Here is a 17039-nt window from a genome sequence, read left to right on the forward strand (position 1 = left end):
CTGTCCGCTGCGGAGCCGCTCATTCCCGCCGTCGGCCGCCCCGGCGGAAGGGCGCGTACCAAACCGGTGGACGCCCTCGTCAGGGGTATCCGTCGCCTCTCCGCCGAGTGGTGGACCCGGCCCCCGGGTCCGACAGTGGACAGGAGGTCCGGCCGCGCCCGCCGCTGCCCCGACCAGGACGGAGCCACCCATGACCAGTGCCCCCGCTCCCCCGCTCTCCCCCGTGTTCGCCCCGGCCGGGGTCTACGCTCCGCAGCACGACACGGCCCTGCTGACCCGGGCCGTCACCGCCGAGCGGCCCGGCCCCGGCACCGAGGTGCTCGACCTCGGGACCGGTACCGGCGCGGTCGCCCTGCACGCGGCCCGCACCGGTGCCCACGTCACCGCCGTCGACATCTCCTGGACCGCGGTGCTCACCGCCCGGATCAACGCGGTCCGGGCCGGCTGCCGGCTGCGGGTCCACCGCGGCGACCTGACCGCTCCCGTCACCGGCCGCACCTTCGACCTGGTGGTCAGCAACCCGCCGTACGTGCCCGCACCCGAGGAGGACCCGCCCGCGTCCGGGCCGGCCAGGGCCTGGGACGCCGGTCCCGACGGGCGCGCCCTGCTCGACCGGATCTGCGCCGACGCCCCGGCCGCGCTGCGCCCCGGCGGCGCGCTGCTGCTCGTCCACTCCGCGCTCTGCGGCACCGGGACGACCCTGTCCCGGCTGGCCGCCGCCGGGATGCGCGCCGAGGTCAGCGACCGGGTCCGCGTCCCGTACGGGCCGGTGCTGGCCGGGCGCCGGGAGTGGCTGGTGGCGCGGGGGCTGGCCGACGGCAGCCCGTGGGAGGAACTGGTGATCGTCCGTGCCGTCCACGCCTGACCGCCCCACCCGGGTACGCCTGGACCGCGACGGCGGGCCGGTCCTGATGGACGGGCCCGTCGAGGTGGTCACCGAGGACGGTGCCACCCACCTCTCGCACCGGCCGACCGTCGCCCTCTGCACCTGCCGGCGCAGCGCCCGCTACCCGTGGTGCGACACCAGCCACCGGGCACGCGCCCCGCGGAAGGGCGGCGCACCGGACGCACCGGAGGAGGAATCCCGATGACCACGCCCGCCGGCTCCCGGCTCACCCGGCCCCGGCTCCCCGAGCCGCGCGGCCCCGTGTCCGCGGGGGTGGTGGAGGCGCTGCGCTCCGGCGGCTCCCCCGTCACCGGCGGCGCCGAGGCCACCGCCGACCCGTACGGAGACGACCTCCAGCTCGCCCTGTACGTCCTCTACGAACTCCACTACCAGGGCTTCGCGGGCGCCCCGGCCGACGACAGCCGCGAGTGGGACCCCGAACTGCTGGCCCTGCGTGCCGCCTTGGAGCAGCCCTTCCTGGCGGCGCTGCGGGCCGACGCCGAACGCCCCGCGAGCGCCGCGGCGGCCCTGGACGCCCTGCTCGTGGAGCCCGCGGGCCACCGGCCGGGCAGCGTCAGCCACCACCTGCGGCGCACCCACCGCCTGCCCGAACTGCGCGAGTACGCGGCGCTGCGTTCCCTGTACCACCTCAAGGAGGCCGACCCGCACGCCTGGATGATCCCCCGGCTGCACGGCCGGGCCAAGGCGGGGCTGGTCGCGGTGGAGTACGACGAGTTCGGCGCGGGGCGCGCCGAGGACGTGCACGCCCGGCTCTACGCCGAGCTGATGGCGGAGCTGGGCCTCGCGACGGCGTACGGCCACTACCTGGACGCGGCCCCGGCCGCCGCCCTCGCCACCGTCAACCTCATGTCGCTCTTCGGGCTGCACCGGGCGCTGCGCGGCGCGCTGGTCGGCCATTTCGCCGCCGTCGAGGTGACCTCCTCGCCCGGCTCGCGGCGGCTGGCGGACGCCTTGCGCAGGGCCGGGGCCGGTCCGGCGGCGGTCCGCTTCTACACGGAGCACGTCGAGGCGGACGCGGTCCACGAGCAGGTGGTGCGCCGTGACGTGGTGGCCGGGCTCCTCGCCGACGAGCCGGAACTCGACGCGGACGTGGCCTTCGGCGTCGCCGCCACCTCGCTGGTGGAGGACAGGCTCGGCGCCCTGCTGCTCGACGCCTGGACGCAGGGCCGCAGCGCCCTGCTCCCCGGCCGCCACGCCGACGCCTTGGCCGAGCCCGCCTGAACGAGGGCGGCGCCCCTCGCCTTCCCCGCCAGCGCACTCCCGGCCGGACCACCTCCGGCCCGGCCGGTCCCGTCGTACGGCAGGAGGACTGCCCATGACCAGCAGCACCCCGAAACCCCTGCGGGTGGTCGTCACCGGCGCCACCGGCAACGTCGGCACCAGCGTGATGCGCCGCCTGGCGGAGGAGCCCCGGGTCGTCTCGGCGCTCGGCCTCGCCCGGCGCACGCCCCGGCTCGCCTATCCGGGGGTCGACTGGGCCGCCTGCGATCTGACGGCGCCCGAGGCGCCGGACCGGCTGCTGCGGCTCTTCGAGGGCGCGGACGCCGTCGTCCACCTGGCCTGGCGGTTCCGGCCCACCCGGGACGCGGCCCTCACCTGGGAGGCCAACGTCCTCGGTTCGCTGCGGGTGTTCGAGGCCGCCGCCGCGGTCGGGGTGCCCGCCCTGGTGCACGCCTCGTCGGTCGGCGCCTACGCGCCGGGGCCCGCCGACGGCTCCCGGGTCGAGGAGTCCTGGCCGACGCACGGCTGGCCGGGTGCCGCCTACACCCGGGAGAAGGCGTACCTGGAGCGGGTGCTCGACACCTTCGAGCGGGACCACCCGGACCTGCGGGTGGTGCGGATGCGCCCTGCCTTCCTGTTCAAGGAGAGCGCGGCCGGGGAGCAGCTGCGGATCTTCGGCCACCGGCTGCTGCCGGGACGGCTGCTGCGGCCCGATCTGCTGCCGGTGCTGCCGGGGGTGCGGGGGCTGCGGTTCCAGGCGCTGCACACCGACGACGCGGCGGACGCGTACGCGCGGGCCGTCGTCCAGGAGGTGCGCGGCCCCTTCAACCTCGCCGCCGACCCGGTGATCGACGGGCAGGTCCTCGCGCGACTGCTGGCGAGCCGGTCGGTGGAACTGCCCCCGTCGCTGCCGAGGGCGGCGCTGTCGGCGGGGTGGCGGCTGCGGGCGCTGGGGGCCTCGCCGGGACTCTTCGACGCGGTACTGCGGCTGCCGCTGCTGGACACCGCGCGGGCCCGCGCGGAGCTGGGCTGGGCGCCGGAGCACAGCGCGACCGAGGCGCTGGAGGCCTTTCTGCGCGGGGTCCGCTCGCACGGCGGCCTGCCCACCGCGCCGCTCGCCGGGCACGAGCCCATCGCCGCCTGAGCCGGGAACGAGGCCGCCGGGCCGCCTCCGTGCGTGCGGGGGGGCGGCGGGGCGGCCTCCTCGGGCGGACCGCGCGGTCAGCCGTCGTGCGGGTGGAGGCGCAGTTCGACTTCCTTCTCCTGGTCGCCCGGGGCCTGGCCGACCTCCTCCAGCCGGAAGGCGTCGGCGAGCGTCCCGCTGACCCGGTCGACCGCGCCGTAGTCGCCCTGGAGGGTGACGTTGACGACGGCGCGCAGCGGGGCGGCCACCTGGGGGTGGCCGGTCTGCTCGCCGGCGTCGTAGAGGGCGGAGCGCAGGAGTGAGGCCCCGGCCTTGTCGTCCTCGGCGGCGGCCCGGCCCTCCTCGGGCCCGGCGGGCGCGAAGGCCGTGCCCAGGGCGTCGAAGACGATCCGGGCGTCGTGGGCGTCGGCGCCCGTCAGGACGACGAGGACCTGGGTCCCGTTGTCGGAGGGGCTCACGTGGGCCTCCCTTTCGGTGTCGGTGGCGGCTGCGGGTCAGCCCCGGGGTGCCGGCCGGTCGCGGAAGCGGTGGGCGGCGACGGCCTTCACCAGTTCCTCGGTGAAGGGCGAGTCGGCGGTGCCGGCGCTGACCACGCCCCGGTCGGCGGTGACCTCGCCGTCGGGGGTGCTCACCCGCAGCTCGTCGGGGAGCAGCCGGGTGAGCAGGGCGGTGGCGGGGCCGTAGGCGGCGACGGGCTTGCCGTGGCGGTAGGCGTTGCGGACGAAGCGGCGGGCCGCGTCGCCGGCGGGGCCGTCGTCCGGCTCGCTGCCGCCGGTGAGGACCACCGCGTCGTACAGGACGGCGGCGACGGTGGGCAGGGCCCGGTCGACGGTGAGGGTGGCGCCGTCTGAGGCGCGTACGGTGCCGTCGTGCGGGGCCAGCACCTCGGCGACGGCGCCGCGTTCGCGCAGGGTGTCGCGGAGCACGGTGGCCTGGTGGGCGTCGACGCCGTCGGTGGCCAGGAGGGCGATCTGCCGGGTGGCGATGGTGGACTCGCCCTGGTTGTTCTCCATGCTGAGCGCCGGGGACGGCTGCGGGCTCGGGGTGTTCTGGCGGGTGGGGGCGGCGACGCCGATGCCCTCGGCGACGGCGGTGGCCAGCTCGTGGTCGACGCGGGCCAGCTGCTCGACGGCGCGCTCGCGGACGGGCATGGCGCCCACCTTGCCGAGTTCGAAGCGGAAGGCGTCGACGATGTGCCGCTTCTCCCAGTCGGCCATGGAGTGCCAGAACATCGCGGTCTGCGTGTAGTGGTCGTCGAAGCTGGGGCTGCGCTTGCGGATCTTGGCCCCGTCGACGCGTTCGGCGAGGTGGCGGTAGGCGCCCTCGTCCACGGAGCCGAGCGCGGGGCAGCCGCCGCCCAGCGAGTTGGGCGAGTAGTTGGTGCCCCGGTGGATCTCCTCCTGGTGGTAGCCGTCGCGCTGGTTGTTGCGGACGTCGACCACGGGGCGGTTGACCGGGATGTGGGCGAAGTTGGGGCCGCCGAGCCGGATGAGCTGGGTGTCCAGGTAGGAGAAGTTCCGAGCCTGGAGCAGCGGGTCGTTGGTGAAGTCGATGCCGGGCACGACGTTGGCGGTGCAGAAGGCGATCTGCTCGGTCTCGGCGAAGAAGTTGTCCGGGTTGCGGTCGAGCACCATGCGGCCGATGGGCCGTACGGGGACCTGCTCCTCCGGGATGATCTTCGTCGCGTCGAGGAGGTCGAAGTCGAAGTTGTGCTCGTCCTTCTCGGGGACGAGCTGCACGCCCAGCTCCCACTCGGGGTACTGGCCCGCCTCGATGGTGTCCCACAGGTCGCGCCGGTTGAAGTCGGGGTCGCGGCCCATCACTTCCTGGGCCTCGTCCCAGACCAGCGAGTGGACGCCGAGCTTCGGCCTCCAGTGGAACTTGACGAAGGTGCCCTTGCCCTCGGCGTCGACGAACCGGAAGGTGTGCACGCCGAAGCCCTGCATCATGCGGTAGCTGCGCGGGATGGCCCGGTCGGACATCAGCCACATGACGGTGTGCAGCGTCTCCGGCTGGAGCGAGACGAAGTCCCAGAGGGTGTCGTGGGCGGAGGCGCCGGTGGGGATCTCGTTGTGCGGCTCCATCTTCACCGCGTGCACGAAGTCGGGGAACTTGATGCCGTCCTGGACGAAGAAGACCGGGAAGTTGTTGCCGACCAGGTCGTAGTTGCCCTCGCTGGTGTAGAACTTCGTCGCGAAGCCGCGCACGTCGCGCACGGTGTCGGCGGAGCCGCGCGGGCCCTGCACGGTGGAGAAGCGGACGAAGACGGGGGTGCGCACCGCCGGGTCCTGGAGGAAGGCGGCCCGGGTGAACTCCGCGCAGGAGGCGTAGGGCTCGAAGTAGCCGTACGCCCCGGCGCCCCGGGCGTGCACGACCCGCTCGGGGATGCGCTCGTGGTCGAAGCGGGTGATCTTCTCGCGGAAGTGGAAGTCCTCCAGCAGGGTGGGCCCGCGTTCGCCGGCGCGCAGCGAGTCGTCGGTGTGCTCGACGACCACTCCCTGGTCGGTCGTCAGGGGTCCGCCGTCGGGATCGGGCGCGTACGCCTCGGCGCGCTGCCGCTGCTTGGGGTCGGGGGACTGGTTCTCCGCCATGCCGTCTGTCTCCTGCGGTCACGTGGGGGGCGTGAGGCCGGTGGGCTCCCACTCGCGTACCGTCCCTCGGGCGGTAGAACCCCGCAACACGGGCCGAACCCCTCTGCGGTGGAGGTCCGAGCCCGACCCTCAGGCGCTCCGCCGCAGCTTCTCCAGCCGGCGCGCGGCGGCGGCGATCCCGCGTGGCCTCGGCGGGCTCGCCCACGGCCGGGAAGCGGCCTGCCCGCGTACGCCGTCCGGGTCACGCAGCGAGAAGGTGCGGGCGTCCAGGTCCGGGTCGTCGAGCTGCTCCCAGGTGAGCGGCGCCGCGACGGGCGCGCCTCGGCGGGAGCGGAGCGACCAGGGGGCCACGGCGGTCGAGGACGAGGAGGTCGGGGTGGTGCGGGTCCTCGACGGTGGAGAGCCAGCGGTGGAGGGTGAGCGCGGCCTGGTCGGCGAGGTGGACGAGGGTGGCGGCGTCGTCGCAGACCGGGTGGTCGACGGTGCCGCCGCCCTCCTTGCCCATCGGCGCGCGGCGCGCCCACTCCGGGTAGTGGGCGCCGGCGTTCTTCTGCATGAAGTGCGGCTGCTCGCCGATGCCTTCGGGGTGGCGCTCCAGCATGAGCGGGCGGTCGCGCAGGTGGGGCACCAGGTGCGGGGCGATGGCCCGGTAGTAGCCGACGACGTCCCCCTTGGTGAGGCCGTCGTTCGGATAGAGCACCTTGTCGGGCCGGTGGACGGTGAGGACGCGCCGCCCGGCCCGGAGCCGTTCCTCGCTCACAGCCGACCGCGGAGCGCGGGGAGCAGGGTGGAGCCGGCCCAGTCGAGGAAGCCGCTCTGCGCGTCGCCGCCGACCTGCACCAGGGCGATCTCGGTGAACCCGGCCCGCTGGTAGGCGGCGACGGCCTCCACGAACTCCCCGACGTCGTCGCCGCAGGGGATGGAGGCGGCGACGTCCTCCTCTCGGACGAACTGGGTCGCTCCGGCGAAGGCGGCCGGGGTGGGCAGCTCGCTGTTGACCTTCCAGCCGCCGCCGAACCAGCGGAACTGGGCGTGGGCCCGGCGCACCGCCGTCTCGCGGTCGGGGTCCCAGCAGATCGGGAGCTGCCCGACGCGGGGCTTGCCCTCGCCGCCGTGCCGCTCGAAGGCGTCGATCAGCGAGGACTTGGGTTCGGTGGCGATGACCAGGTCGGCCAGCTCGCCCGCCAGCTCGCAGGAACTCTCGCCGGAGACCGCGACACCGATCGGCGGCGGCTCGTCGGGCAGGTCCCAGAGCTTGGCCGCGTCCACGTCGAAGTACTCGCCGTGATGGGTCAGGGTGTCGCCGTCGAGGAGGGCGCGGATGATCCGGACCGCCTCGTCGAACTTGTCCTGCCGCTCGGCGATCCCGGGCCAGCCGCCGCCCACGACGTGCTCGTTGAGCTTCTCACCGGAGCCGAGCCCGAGCCGGAAGCGGCCCTCGGAGAGGAGCTGGAGGGTGGCGGCCTTCTGGGCGACGACCGCCGGGTGGTACCGGGTCGTCGGACAGGTCACGTACGACATGAGCGGGATGCGGGAGGTGGCCTGCGCGGCGGCGCCCAGCACGCTCCAGGCGTACGGGGCGTGGCCCTGCTCCGCCAGCCAGGGGGCGTAGTGGTCGGAGGTGACGGAGAAGTCGAAGCCGACTTCCTCGGCCTTCACCACATCCCGGACGAGCTGCCGGGGGCCTGCCTGCTCGGTCATCATCGTGTATCCGATTCGCACCATATGAGGTGCTTTGCCGATTGGCCGAGAATGAAACCCGGGAAGGCCCCCCGCTTCGGCCGCCCGAGGGCCGGGCACTCATCCGCCTCCGCCGGAGCCCTGCCCTCCGGATGCCGCGCTCCCCCGGCCGGGCCTACGCTCGCAAGGGTGGAGCCAGTCGTTCCGTTCCACCTGTGTCCGGTTTCCGGCACGGTCGCAGGGCAGGCGGGACCGCAGTCCGTGACCGTGACCGCCCTACCTCCGCGAGGTGCCCGCCGTGACCACACCGCCCCCCGAGCAGGCCCGCGCCGCCATCATCGACGTCGACGGCACGCTGGTCGATTCCACCTACTTCCACACCGTCGCCTGGTGGGAGGCGTTCCGGCAGGCGGGGCACAAGGTGGCGACCCGCGACATCCACCGGCTCATCGGCATGTCCGGCGGCCACCTCGTCGAGCGGCTGATCGGCCCCGGCCACGCCGAGGAGCACGTCTCCTCGATCAGCGACGCCCACGCCACCCTCTTCGGCACCTGGCACGACCGGCTCCAGCCCGTTCCCGGAGCCGCCGACCTGCTGCACGCGCTGGCCCGGCGCGGCTGGCGGGTGGTCCTCGCCACCTCGGCCCACGGCCGCGACCTGAAGGCGATGCTGAGGACCATCGACGCCGACGACGCCATCCTCGCCACCACCGACAGCGACCGGGTGGAAGCCGGCAAGCCCGCCCCCGACCTGGTGGAGGCCGCTCTGAGGGAGGCCCGCGTACCGCCGCACCGCGCCCACTTCGTCGGCGACTCGGTCTGGGACGTGGTCTCGGCCGCCCGGGCCGGCGTCAGCTGCACGGCCCTGCTCTCCGGCGGAGTGAGCGCCGCCGAACTCAAGGAGGCCGGCGCCGTCGCGGTCTACGACACCCCGGCCGACCTCCTCGCCCACCTCGACACGAGCCGACTGGCGGCGTAGCCGGGACCGGGGCGCCGCGGTCCGGGGCCGGAGCCGGAGCCGGACGAGCACAGCGCGACGCACGGCCAGGCCAGCGCGGCCAGGCGTGCCCAGCGCGGCCCGGCGTGGCCCGGAAGTCGCCTGGCGCCGCCCCGAAGCGCAGCCACGTTCCAGCAGCGGACGCACCCAGGGGGTTCCACCGGGAAAGGCCCGGCGCCTCCCTGCGTCAGCCGGCCGTCGCCGATACGGCCTCGGGGCGGCCGGCGAAGGGCGCCTTCCGGCTTCGGCGGCGGCACCGGGCCCCCCTCCTCCCGTCACCACTCCGTCAGATCGACGCGCCAGTCGCAGTGAGGGTCGGCGGGGTCGGACAGCCGCCGATCCTCCTCTTCGAGGCGGCCCGGGAGCTCGGCCGCCAGGCCCACGCCCGCCTCCGCCGTGCGGATGTCGGCCGCGACCACGCCGGGAATCCGGGACCCGTCGAAGTAGAGGCGCAGGCGCCCGCCACCGAGGAAGAGGAAGCCGCGCAGCCGGGGGTCGGACTCCTCGGCCGACCAGGGGCCGCGGAAGGTCCGCAGCATCAGCAGGGCCTGCTCCTCGGCCGTCAGCGGTGCCGAGCGCTCGGCCAGGGGATCGAGCGTCAGCGTCGCCATGCCCATCACGGTCGTCAGCTCGTGCCGTCCGTAGAAGGCCGTACGGCCGCGTACCGCGCGCAGGGCGCCCACGATGTCCGCCCACGAGACGGGATGGCCGTCGGAGTCCAGCCGCACTTCGTAGGCGGCCAGTTCGTCCGGTGCCACCGCGCCCTCGGCCCCGACCACGACCCGTACGGCGACCGGCGCCGAGAGCACCGGCAGCACGCCCCGGACGAAGGTGTCCTCGGTGACGGGTGCGGCCACCCAGTCGAGCAGCGCGCTCGCCACGGCGGCCTGGTCCGCCGTGTCCTCCGCGTCGAGCGGCGCGGGTTCGTCGAGGCGGACGCCGGCCCGCTCCAGGTACTCCCGCAGCACGTCGGCCACCGTCTCCTCCTGTGAACCGGACCCGCGCACCCGCATGGCGGCGGCCAGCGCCTCCTTGTCGACCTCGACCCTGACGACGGACAAGCCGCCCACCTCCTCCACGACACGCGGGCGCCCGGTGCGCACCGCCGTCCCACGACGATGCACAACGGCCCTGCCGGCGTGTGGTCACCGTGCCGACTCCAGCGCCCGGGACACCCCCTCCCCCGCCCTCTCCAACGCCGCCCGGTCTGCCCCGGTTCCCACCGCGCCCACGACACGACGAAGCCTTCTCCGACTCGTCCTGACGCCCTCTCAAGCTCCTCCTCAAGGCCGCCGCCCACCGTCCTCCACCCTGCACGCCGCCACTGACAACGGCCCGCGACCGCCCGTCGGCCACCGCCCCGAGGCGTCGGCGCGAGGCTTGTCACTCGCGGCGGCTACCGTCGGGAGCATGACGGCAGCAGAACAACCCCACCCGGTCGGATCGGCGGTCACCGCTGTGGAGCGCTGGGACCCGGAGCCCGACAAGCGGCCGGGCCGGACCGCGTACCAGCGGGACCGGGCCCGGGTGCTGCACTCCTCCGCGCTGCGCCGCCTCGCGGGCAAGACGCAGGTGGTGACGCCGGGCACGCGCAGCCGCGTGTGGGACGCCGCGCCCCGTACGCGCCTGACCCACTCCCTGGAGTGCGCCCAGGTCGGGCGCGACCTCTCGGCCGCCCTGGGCTGTGATCCGGACCTGGTCGAGACCGCCTGCCTCTCGCACGACCTGGGCCACCCTCCCTTCGGGCACAACGGCGAGCAGGCGCTCGGCGAGATCGCCGGGGACTGCGGCGGCTTCGAGGGCAACGCCCAGTCGCTGCGCCTGCTCACCCGTATCGAGCCCAAGCGGTTCCGCACCGACCCGCGCACCGGCGAGCAGACCAGTGTCGGGCTCAACCTCACCCGCGCCTCCCTGGACGCCGCCACCAAGTACCCGTGGCCGCGCGGCGGCCATCCGACCGACCCGGCCTCCCCCAAGTTCGGCGTCTACGAGGACGACCTGCCGGTCTTCACCTGGCTCCGCGACCAGGCCCCGGCCGGGCGGACCTGCTTCGAGGCCCAGATCATGGACTGGTCGGACGACGTCGCGTACTCGGTCCACGACCTGGAGGACGGCCTGCACGCCGGTCACATCGACCCCAACCTCCTGCACGCGGACCCCGAGCGCCGCGACATCGCCCACCTCGCCCTGGAGCGGTACGCCCCGGCGGGGACGGACCCGGCCGAGCTGACGGCCGCGCTGGACCGCCTCATGGACCAGGAGTGGTGGCCGCACGGGTACGACGGCACCGCCGCCGCCCAGGCCCGGCTGAAGGACGCCACCAGCCAGCTCATCGGCCGCTTCTGCCTCGCCGCCGAGGCCGCCACCCGCGCCTCGTACGTCCTGGGCCCACCCACGGGGGCGGGTCGCGGTGCCTCCCCCGTGCGGTACGCGGCGGAACTGGTCGTACCGCGCGAGGCGCGGCTGGAGTGCGCGGTGCTCAAGGCACTGGCCGACCGGTACGTCATGCAGCGCGCCGAGCAGGAGGTGCTGCGGGCCGAGCAGCGGGTCGTCATCGCCGAGTTGGCGCAGGCGCTCCTCGCCCGCGCCCCGTTCGGGCTGGACCCTCAGTTCCGGGCACTCTTCGAGGCCGCCCCGGACGACCGGGCGGGCAAGCGCGTCGTCATCGACCAGATCGCCTCCCTCACCGACGCCTCCGCCCGTTCCCTGCACGCGGACCTGACGGCGTCAGGGGGCCGCCCCTGAGACCGCCCCGGACACGGGACCGCAGCCCAGCTCGGGGACGGGCCACCTGACGGAGCGTCCGCCGTGCGGGCCCGCTCCCCGCTCGTCACCTCACCCGGGGACCCGCCGCCCGTACCGCTCAGGGCGGGAGCGCCCCGGCCCGCGCGGTGGGCCGGGGCGCGTCCTCGCCGGTCCCCGTCCTGGTGTGGACGTGCCCCGGGCACTCGGTCGGTGTGAAGGGCGTCGGTCCGCGCCCCCGGAGGTCGTCGCCGACGGCCAGGACACCGGTCAACGCCCCTGCTCCTCGTGCGGGTCCGCCCGGCGGTCGGCCGGTGCGGACCCCTCCGGTGCGGCGAGCGCCTCGGGCAGGACGACGGTGAACACGGCTCCGCCGCCCTTGGCCCCGGCCACCGAGACGGTACCGCCGTACCGCTGGGCGTGCCGTCTGACCAGCGCGAGGCCCAGCCCCCGGCCGCCCCGGCCGGGTGCGGCCTCCTTGGTGGAGAAGCCGGCGGCGAAGACCAGCTCGCGCTGGGAGGGCGGCACGCCCGCGCCGGTGTCGCGGACCGTCAGCTCCGCCGTACGGCCCCCGGCCCGCAGCCCGACCTCCACCAGCCGGTCGGCGCCGCCGGCCGTCGCACCCCGCCCCGGCGCGCCGACGGCCTCCAGGGCGTTGTCGACCAGATTGCCGAGGACGGTGACCAGATCGTGCGGGGCGACCAGCGGCCCGAGGAGCCGTGAGCCGGGGGCCAGGCGCAGGGCGACTCCGCGTTCGGCCGCCACCGTGGCCTTGCCGACCAGCAGCGCGGCCAGCAGCGGATCGCCCACCGCCTCGGCGATCTGCTCGGCGGTGGCCCGGTGCGAGCCGGCCGTCTCGGTGACGAAGTCGACGGCCTCCTCGTACAGCCCGAGTTCCAGCAGGCCCAGCAGGGTGTGCAGGCGGTTGGCGTGCTCGTGGTCCTGGGCGCGCAGGGCGTCCAGGAGGGCGCGGGTGGCGTCCAGTTCGCGGCCGAGCGTCTCCAGCTCGGTGCGGTCGCGCAGGGTGGCGACCGCACCGCCGTCCTCGGTGGGCATCCGGTTGACCACCAGGACCCGGCCGCCGCGCACCGCCAGCAGGTCGGTGCCCGCGACCTCGCCGGTCAGCACGGAGGTGAGCCGCCCCGGCCCGAGCAGGGCGGCCACCGGGCGGCCGATCCCGTCGCCGAGGCCCAGCAGCCGCCGCGCCTCGTCGTTGACGAGGCGGACCCTGCCCCGCTCGTCCAGGGCGAGGACGCCCTCGCGGATCGAGTGGAGCATCGCCTCGCGCTCGTCCAGGAGGGCGGCGATGTCGGAGAAGGCGAGGCCGCGGGTGCGCCGGTGGACCACGCGGGAGAAGGCGAGCGCGCCCAGGACGCCGACGCCGAGCGCGCCCGTGGCGCACCCGGCGACCTGCGGGAGGGCCCCGGTCAGCCGGTCGCGGACCGACTCGTAGCGGATGCCGGCCGAGACGGCGCCGATCACGCGGCCGTCGGCGTCGCGCAGCGGGGTCTTGCCGCGCGCCGAGCGACCGAGGGTGCCGACGTCGATCTCCCGCACGTCGTGCCCGGACAGGGCCCGGGAGGGGTCGGTGGAGACCCGGCGGCCGATCAGCGCGGGGTCGGTGTGCGAGTAGCGGATGCCTCGCCGGTCCAGCACGACGACGTACTCGGCGCCGGTGGCCCGCCGCACCCGCTCCGCAGATCGCTGCACCGGGTTGTCCCGTACCGGCTCGGCACGCAGCAGGTCGCCCGCGAGGTCCTCGCCGCTCGCCATGGCCTGGGCGACGGCCAGCGCGCGGCGGGTGGCCTGGTCGTCGAGCTGGTCGCTGAGCGGGGCGAGGAAGAGCGTGGCGGCCAGGGCGGTCACGCCGACGGCGGTGACCAGCTGGACCAGCAGCACCTGGGAAGCCATCCGGCGCGGGGCCCACGGGCGGGGCCGGCGCGGGCGGGCGGGAGGCGGCTCGGGCGCGGAGGTCGCCGCCGCGCCCGTGGCCGGGCCGGACGCCGTCAGGCCCGGGAGGGCGCCGTACCCTCGCTGCCCCGCCATGGCGCCTCCTCGTCCTCTCGGTCCTCATGGCCCCGGCGCGTCCGGCGGCCGGATCGAGGGGCTTCGTCACCTTCGGTCATGGCTGGAGACTCTGCGTCGGCCGCCTCCCGCCCATGCGGACGCGCATGCTCCGCACCATTGTGACCCGGCGGCGCCACTTTGCCGCACCCCGTTCGGACGCCCGCACAAGGGCTGGGCGGCCCTCCCGCGACGCCCACCCGGCCCGGGCCGTCAAGCCCCTTGCCCACCACGCGATGTGACGACTCGTTGACCCGATCGGGCCACCCCCCTCTTCCCGCATTACGCTCCGTACGGGACGCTCGCTGAGGCGGGCAGCACCGCACCTGCGCCGCAGGGCAGGAAGAACAGGGAGGTTCGACGTGGTCGACGCGGATCAGACATTCGTCATCGTCGGAGGAGGACTGGCCGGGGCCAAGGCGGCCGAAACCCTTCGCGAGGAGGGCTTCAGAGGCCGGGTGATCCTCGTCTGCGACGAACGCGACCGGCCCTACGAGCGGCCCGCGCTCTCCAAGGGCTACCTGACCGGCAAGGACGAGCGGGACAGCGTCTTCGTCCACGAACCCTCCTGGTACGCGCGCCACCACATCGAGCTGCACCTCGGCCAGCCCGCCGTCGCTCTCGACCGCGAGGCGCACACCGTCCGGCTCGGCGACGGCACCGTGCTGAAGTACGACAAGCTGCTGCTGGCCACCGGTGCCGAACCGCGCCGCCTCGACGTCCCGGGCACCGACCTGGTCGGCGTCCACCACCTGCGCCGCCTCGCCCACGCCGACCGGCTCCGCCAGGTCCTCACCGCGCTCGGCCGGGACAACGGCCACCTGGTGATCGCCGGCGGCGGCTGGATCGGACTGGAGGTGGCCGCCGCCGCGCGCGGCTACGGCGCCGAGGTCACCGTGGTCGAGGCGGAGCCGACGCCGCTGCACAGTGTGCTCGGCCCCGAGCTGGGCCAGGTCTTCACCGAACTCCACGGCGACCACGGGGTCCGCTTCCACTTCGGCGCCCGCCTCGCCTCCATCAGCGGCCAGGACGGGGTGGTCCTGGCCGTCCACACCGACGACGGCGAGGAGCACCCGGCCCACGACGTGCTGGCAGCGGTCGGCGCCGCGCCGCGCACCGCGCTGGCGGAGGCGGCCGGGCTCGCCCTGGTCGACCGGGAGCACGGCGGCGGTATCGCCGTGGACGCCTCGCTGCGCACCTCGGACCCGGACGTCTACGCGGCCGGCGACGTGGCCGCCGCCCACCACCCGCTGTTCGACACCCGGCTGCGCGTCGAGCACTGGGCCAACGCCCTCAACGGCGGCCCGGCGGCCGCCCGCGCCATGCTCGGCCGCATGGTCCGCTACGACCGCATCCCGTACTTCTTCTCCGACCAGTACGACGTCGGGCTCGAGTACTCCGGGTACGCGCCGCCCGGCACCTACGACCAGGTGGTCATCCGGGGTGACGTCGGCCGCCGCCGGTTCATCGCCTTCTGGCTCTCCCAGGGGCGGGTGCTGGCCGGGATGAACGTCAATGTGTGGGACGTCACCGACCAGATCCAGCGGCTGATCCGCGCCGGCGAACCGGTCGACACCGACGCCCTCGCCGACCCCTCGGTGCCGCTGGAGGGCCTCGGGGCCTGACGCCGCACGGGCCGTACGGTCCGCCGCCCTCCGCCTCCCGGGCCCCGGTGACCTCCGGCGCCCAGGAGGCGGAGGGAGACCGACGGCCAAGCCGCCTCGCGGCGGCCGTAGACTTTCCACGTGGCAGGCAGGATCAATGACGAGGACGTGAAGGCGGTCCGGGACGCGGTCCCGATCGACGCCGTGGTCTCCGAGTACCTGTCGCTGCGCAACGCGGGCGGCGGAAACCTCAAGGGCCTCTGCCCCTTCCACGACGAGAAGTCCCCGTCGTTCCAGGTCAGCCCGGCCAAGGGCCTCTTCCACTGCTTCGGCTGCCAGGAGGGCGGCGACACGATCACCTTCGTACGGAAGGTCGATCACCTCACGTTCTCCGAGGCCGTCGAGCGCCTCGCCGCCAAGGCCGGCATCACCCTGCGGTACGAGGAGGGCGGCTACAACCCCTCCCACCAGCGCGGCGAGCGCATCCGGCTGATCGAGGCACACAAGGCCGCCGCCGAGTACTACGCCGGGCAGCTGGAAGGCGCCGAGGCGGAGATCGGCCGCCGCTTCCTCGCCGAGCGCGGCTTCGACCAGGCCGCCGCCGCCCACTTCGGCGTCGGCTACAGCCCGGCCGGCTGGGACCACCTCACCCGCCACCTGCGCGGTCAGGGCTTCACCGACAAGGAACTGATCACCTCCGGCCTCGCCCAGGACGGCCGCCGCGGCCCGGTCGACCGCTTCCGGGGCCGGCTGATGTGGCCCATCCGCGACATCGGCGGCGAGGTGGTCGGCTTCGGCGCCCGGCGTCTGCGCGAGGACGACAACGGCCCCAAGTACCTCAACACCCCCGAGACCCCGGTCTACCGCAAGTCCCAGGTCCTCTACGGCATCGACCTCGCCAAGAAGGACATCGCCAAGGCGAGCCGGGCCGTGGTCGTCGAGGGGTACACCGACGTCATGGCCTGCCACCTCGCGGGGATCACCACGGCCGTCGCCACCTGCGGCACCGCCTTCGGCCAGGACCACATCAAGATCCTCCGCAGGCTGCTGATGGACAACGGCAGCGCCCGGGTGATCTTCACCTTCGACGGCGACGCGGCGGGGCAGAAGGCCGCCCTGCGCGCCTTCGAGGACGACCAGAAGTTCGCCGCCGAGACCTACATCGCCATCGCCCCCGACGGCATGGACCCCTGCGACCTGCGGCTCGCCAAGGGCGACGAGGCCGTCGCCGACCTGGTCGAACCCCGCACCCCGCTCTTCGAGTTCGCGCTCCGCCAGATCGTCTCCCGGTACGACCTGGAGACCCCGGCGGGCCGCGCGGCCGCGCTGGACGAGGCCGGACCGGTCGTCGCCCGCATCAAGTCCAGCTCCTCCCAGCACGAGGTGGCCGTCCAGCTCGCCGGGATGCTCGGCATCCTCGACACCCAGTTCGTCGTCCGCCGGATCGCCCAGCTCGCCCGCTGGGCCCGCGACCGCGGCTCCGACGCCGGGCCCGCCCCGCGCCGCGCCGACGGCCCCGGCCACGCCGTCGAGACCGGCACCCCCCGCTTCAGCGGCCCCGCCCTCAACCTCCGCAGCCCCGCCTTCACCACCGAGCGCGAACTGCTGAAGCTCGCCCTCCAGCGTCCCGAACTGGTCTCCCCCGCCTTCGACGCCTACGGCTCCGACGAGTTCACCGCCGCCCCCTACGCCGCCGTCCGCGAGGCCATCGAGGAGGCCGGCGGCGCGGAACTCGGCGCCGACCTCGGCACCGACTACCTCACCCGGGTCCGCGAGGCCGCCCCCGACGACACGGTCCGCGCCATGGTCACCGAGCTGGCCGTCGAGGCGATCCGCCGCCGCACCGTCGACGAGGTCTACGCCGGTGAGCAGTTGGTCAAGGTCCGCCTGCGCGCCGTCGAACGCCGCATCCACGATCTCCAGGGCACCTTCACCCGCGTCGCCGCCCAGGGCGACCAGCAGCAACTCGCCACCGTGCAGAACGAGTTGTGGGTACTCCAGCAGTACGACCGCAGCCTCAGGAACAACGGCGCACAAGCCCTGTAGCCACCGGAGCCCCGCTCGCCGCACGAGGGGCACCGTCGAAAGT

General features: G+C 74.9%; 13 protein-coding genes and 1 pseudogene. 8 read left to right on the forward strand and 6 right to left on the reverse strand.

Annotation, left to right across the window (positions count from 1 at the left end; translation table 11 throughout):
* Positions 1 to 190 precede the first annotated feature (190 nt).
* From ACSLIC_RS06595 to ACSLIC_RS06610, 4 genes are all read left to right on the forward strand, one after another.
* Positions 191 to 865 carry a HemK2/MTQ2 family protein methyltransferase gene (locus ACSLIC_RS06595; RefSeq protein ID WP_436736739.1) on the forward strand — a complete coding sequence of 225 codons (675 nt, stop codon included), beginning with the start codon at positions 191 to 193 and terminating at the stop codon, positions 863 to 865.
* Positions 849 to 1091, forward strand: a complete 243-nt coding sequence (locus ACSLIC_RS06600) for a CDGSH iron-sulfur domain-containing protein (protein WP_436736740.1) — start codon at positions 849 to 851, stop codon at positions 1089 to 1091. Before ACSLIC_RS06595 ends, ACSLIC_RS06600 begins: the two co-directional genes overlap by 17 nt.
* Positions 1088 to 2128 (forward strand): iron-containing redox enzyme family protein, encoded by a 1041-nt coding sequence (locus tag ACSLIC_RS06605; protein WP_436736741.1) that lies wholly within the window; start codon positions 1088 to 1090, stop codon positions 2126 to 2128. Before ACSLIC_RS06600 ends, ACSLIC_RS06605 begins: the two co-directional genes overlap by 4 nt.
* Positions 2129 to 2222: 94 nt before the next feature.
* Positions 2223 to 3272 carry an NAD-dependent epimerase/dehydratase family protein gene (locus ACSLIC_RS06610; protein ID WP_436736742.1) on the forward strand — a complete coding sequence of 350 codons (1050 nt, stop codon included), beginning with the start codon at positions 2223 to 2225 and terminating at the stop codon, positions 3270 to 3272.
* 77 nt (positions 3273 to 3349) lie between these two features.
* On the opposite strand, the gene ACSLIC_RS06615 is transcribed toward ACSLIC_RS06610, so the two are convergent.
* The 4 genes and pseudogenes from ACSLIC_RS06615 to ACSLIC_RS06630 all read right to left on the reverse strand — a co-directional run bounded on the left by ACSLIC_RS06615 (position 3350) and on the right by ACSLIC_RS06630 (position 7588).
* Positions 3350 to 3730, reverse strand: coding sequence for a hypothetical protein (locus ACSLIC_RS06615; protein WP_436736743.1), 381 nt, complete (start codon positions 3728 to 3730; stop codon positions 3350 to 3352).
* Positions 3731 to 3766: 36 nt separating this feature from the next.
* Positions 3767 to 5863: a catalase gene (locus tag ACSLIC_RS06620; protein WP_436736744.1), complete on the reverse strand. Its 2097-nt coding sequence runs from the start codon at positions 5861 to 5863 to the stop codon at positions 3767 to 3769.
* Between the two features lie 129 nt (positions 5864 to 5992).
* A pseudogene (locus tag ACSLIC_RS06625) lies at positions 5993 to 6665 on the reverse strand (hypothetical protein).
* Entirely contained in the window at positions 6620 to 7588 is a 969-nt protein-coding gene (locus ACSLIC_RS06630) for an LLM class F420-dependent oxidoreductase (RefSeq protein ID WP_436736745.1), read from the reverse strand. The pseudogene ACSLIC_RS06625 and the gene ACSLIC_RS06630 overlap by 46 nt, the downstream one beginning before the upstream one ends.
* A 253-nt stretch (positions 7589 to 7841) precedes the next feature.
* Between ACSLIC_RS06630 and ACSLIC_RS06635 the strand changes: the two genes are divergently transcribed.
* Positions 7842 to 8522, forward strand: a complete 681-nt coding sequence (locus tag ACSLIC_RS06635; RefSeq protein WP_436736746.1) for an HAD family hydrolase — start codon at positions 7842 to 7844, stop codon at positions 8520 to 8522.
* A gap of 293 nt (positions 8523 to 8815) precedes the next feature.
* Here ACSLIC_RS06635 and ACSLIC_RS06640 read toward each other — a convergent pair whose 3' ends face one another.
* Entirely contained in the window at positions 8816 to 9601 is a 786-nt protein-coding gene (locus ACSLIC_RS06640; RefSeq protein ID WP_436736747.1) for a hypothetical protein, read from the reverse strand.
* A gap of 349 nt (positions 9602 to 9950) precedes the next feature.
* Between ACSLIC_RS06640 and ACSLIC_RS06645 the strand changes: the two genes are divergently transcribed.
* Positions 9951 to 11285, forward strand: a complete 1335-nt coding sequence (locus ACSLIC_RS06645) for a deoxyguanosinetriphosphate triphosphohydrolase (RefSeq protein WP_436736748.1) — start codon at positions 9951 to 9953, stop codon at positions 11283 to 11285.
* A 267-nt stretch (positions 11286 to 11552) separates the two neighbouring features.
* Here the strand turns inward: ACSLIC_RS06645 and ACSLIC_RS06650 are convergent, their stop codons facing one another.
* Positions 11553 to 13328, reverse strand: coding sequence for an ATP-binding protein (locus ACSLIC_RS06650; RefSeq protein WP_436736749.1), 1776 nt, complete (start codon positions 13326 to 13328; stop codon positions 11553 to 11555).
* Positions 13329 to 13708: 380 nt separating this feature from the next.
* On the opposite strand from ACSLIC_RS06650, the gene ACSLIC_RS06655 reads away from it, so the two are divergent.
* Together ACSLIC_RS06655 and dnaG are read left to right on the forward strand one after the other, a co-directional pair.
* Positions 13709 to 14971, forward strand: a complete 1263-nt coding sequence (locus ACSLIC_RS06655; RefSeq protein WP_436736750.1) for an NAD(P)/FAD-dependent oxidoreductase — start codon at positions 13709 to 13711, stop codon at positions 14969 to 14971.
* Between the two features lie 120 nt (positions 14972 to 15091).
* Positions 15092 to 16996 carry a DNA primase gene (gene dnaG / locus ACSLIC_RS06660; RefSeq protein WP_436736751.1) on the forward strand — a complete coding sequence of 635 codons (1905 nt, stop codon included), beginning with the start codon at positions 15092 to 15094 and terminating at the stop codon, positions 16994 to 16996.
* The last annotated feature ends 43 nt before the right edge of the window (positions 16997 to 17039 follow it).

It is taken from the genome of Streptomyces sp. BBFR102 (assembly GCF_051397025.1).
Taxonomy (GTDB): Bacteria; Actinomycetota; Actinomycetes; order Streptomycetales; family Streptomycetaceae; genus Streptomyces.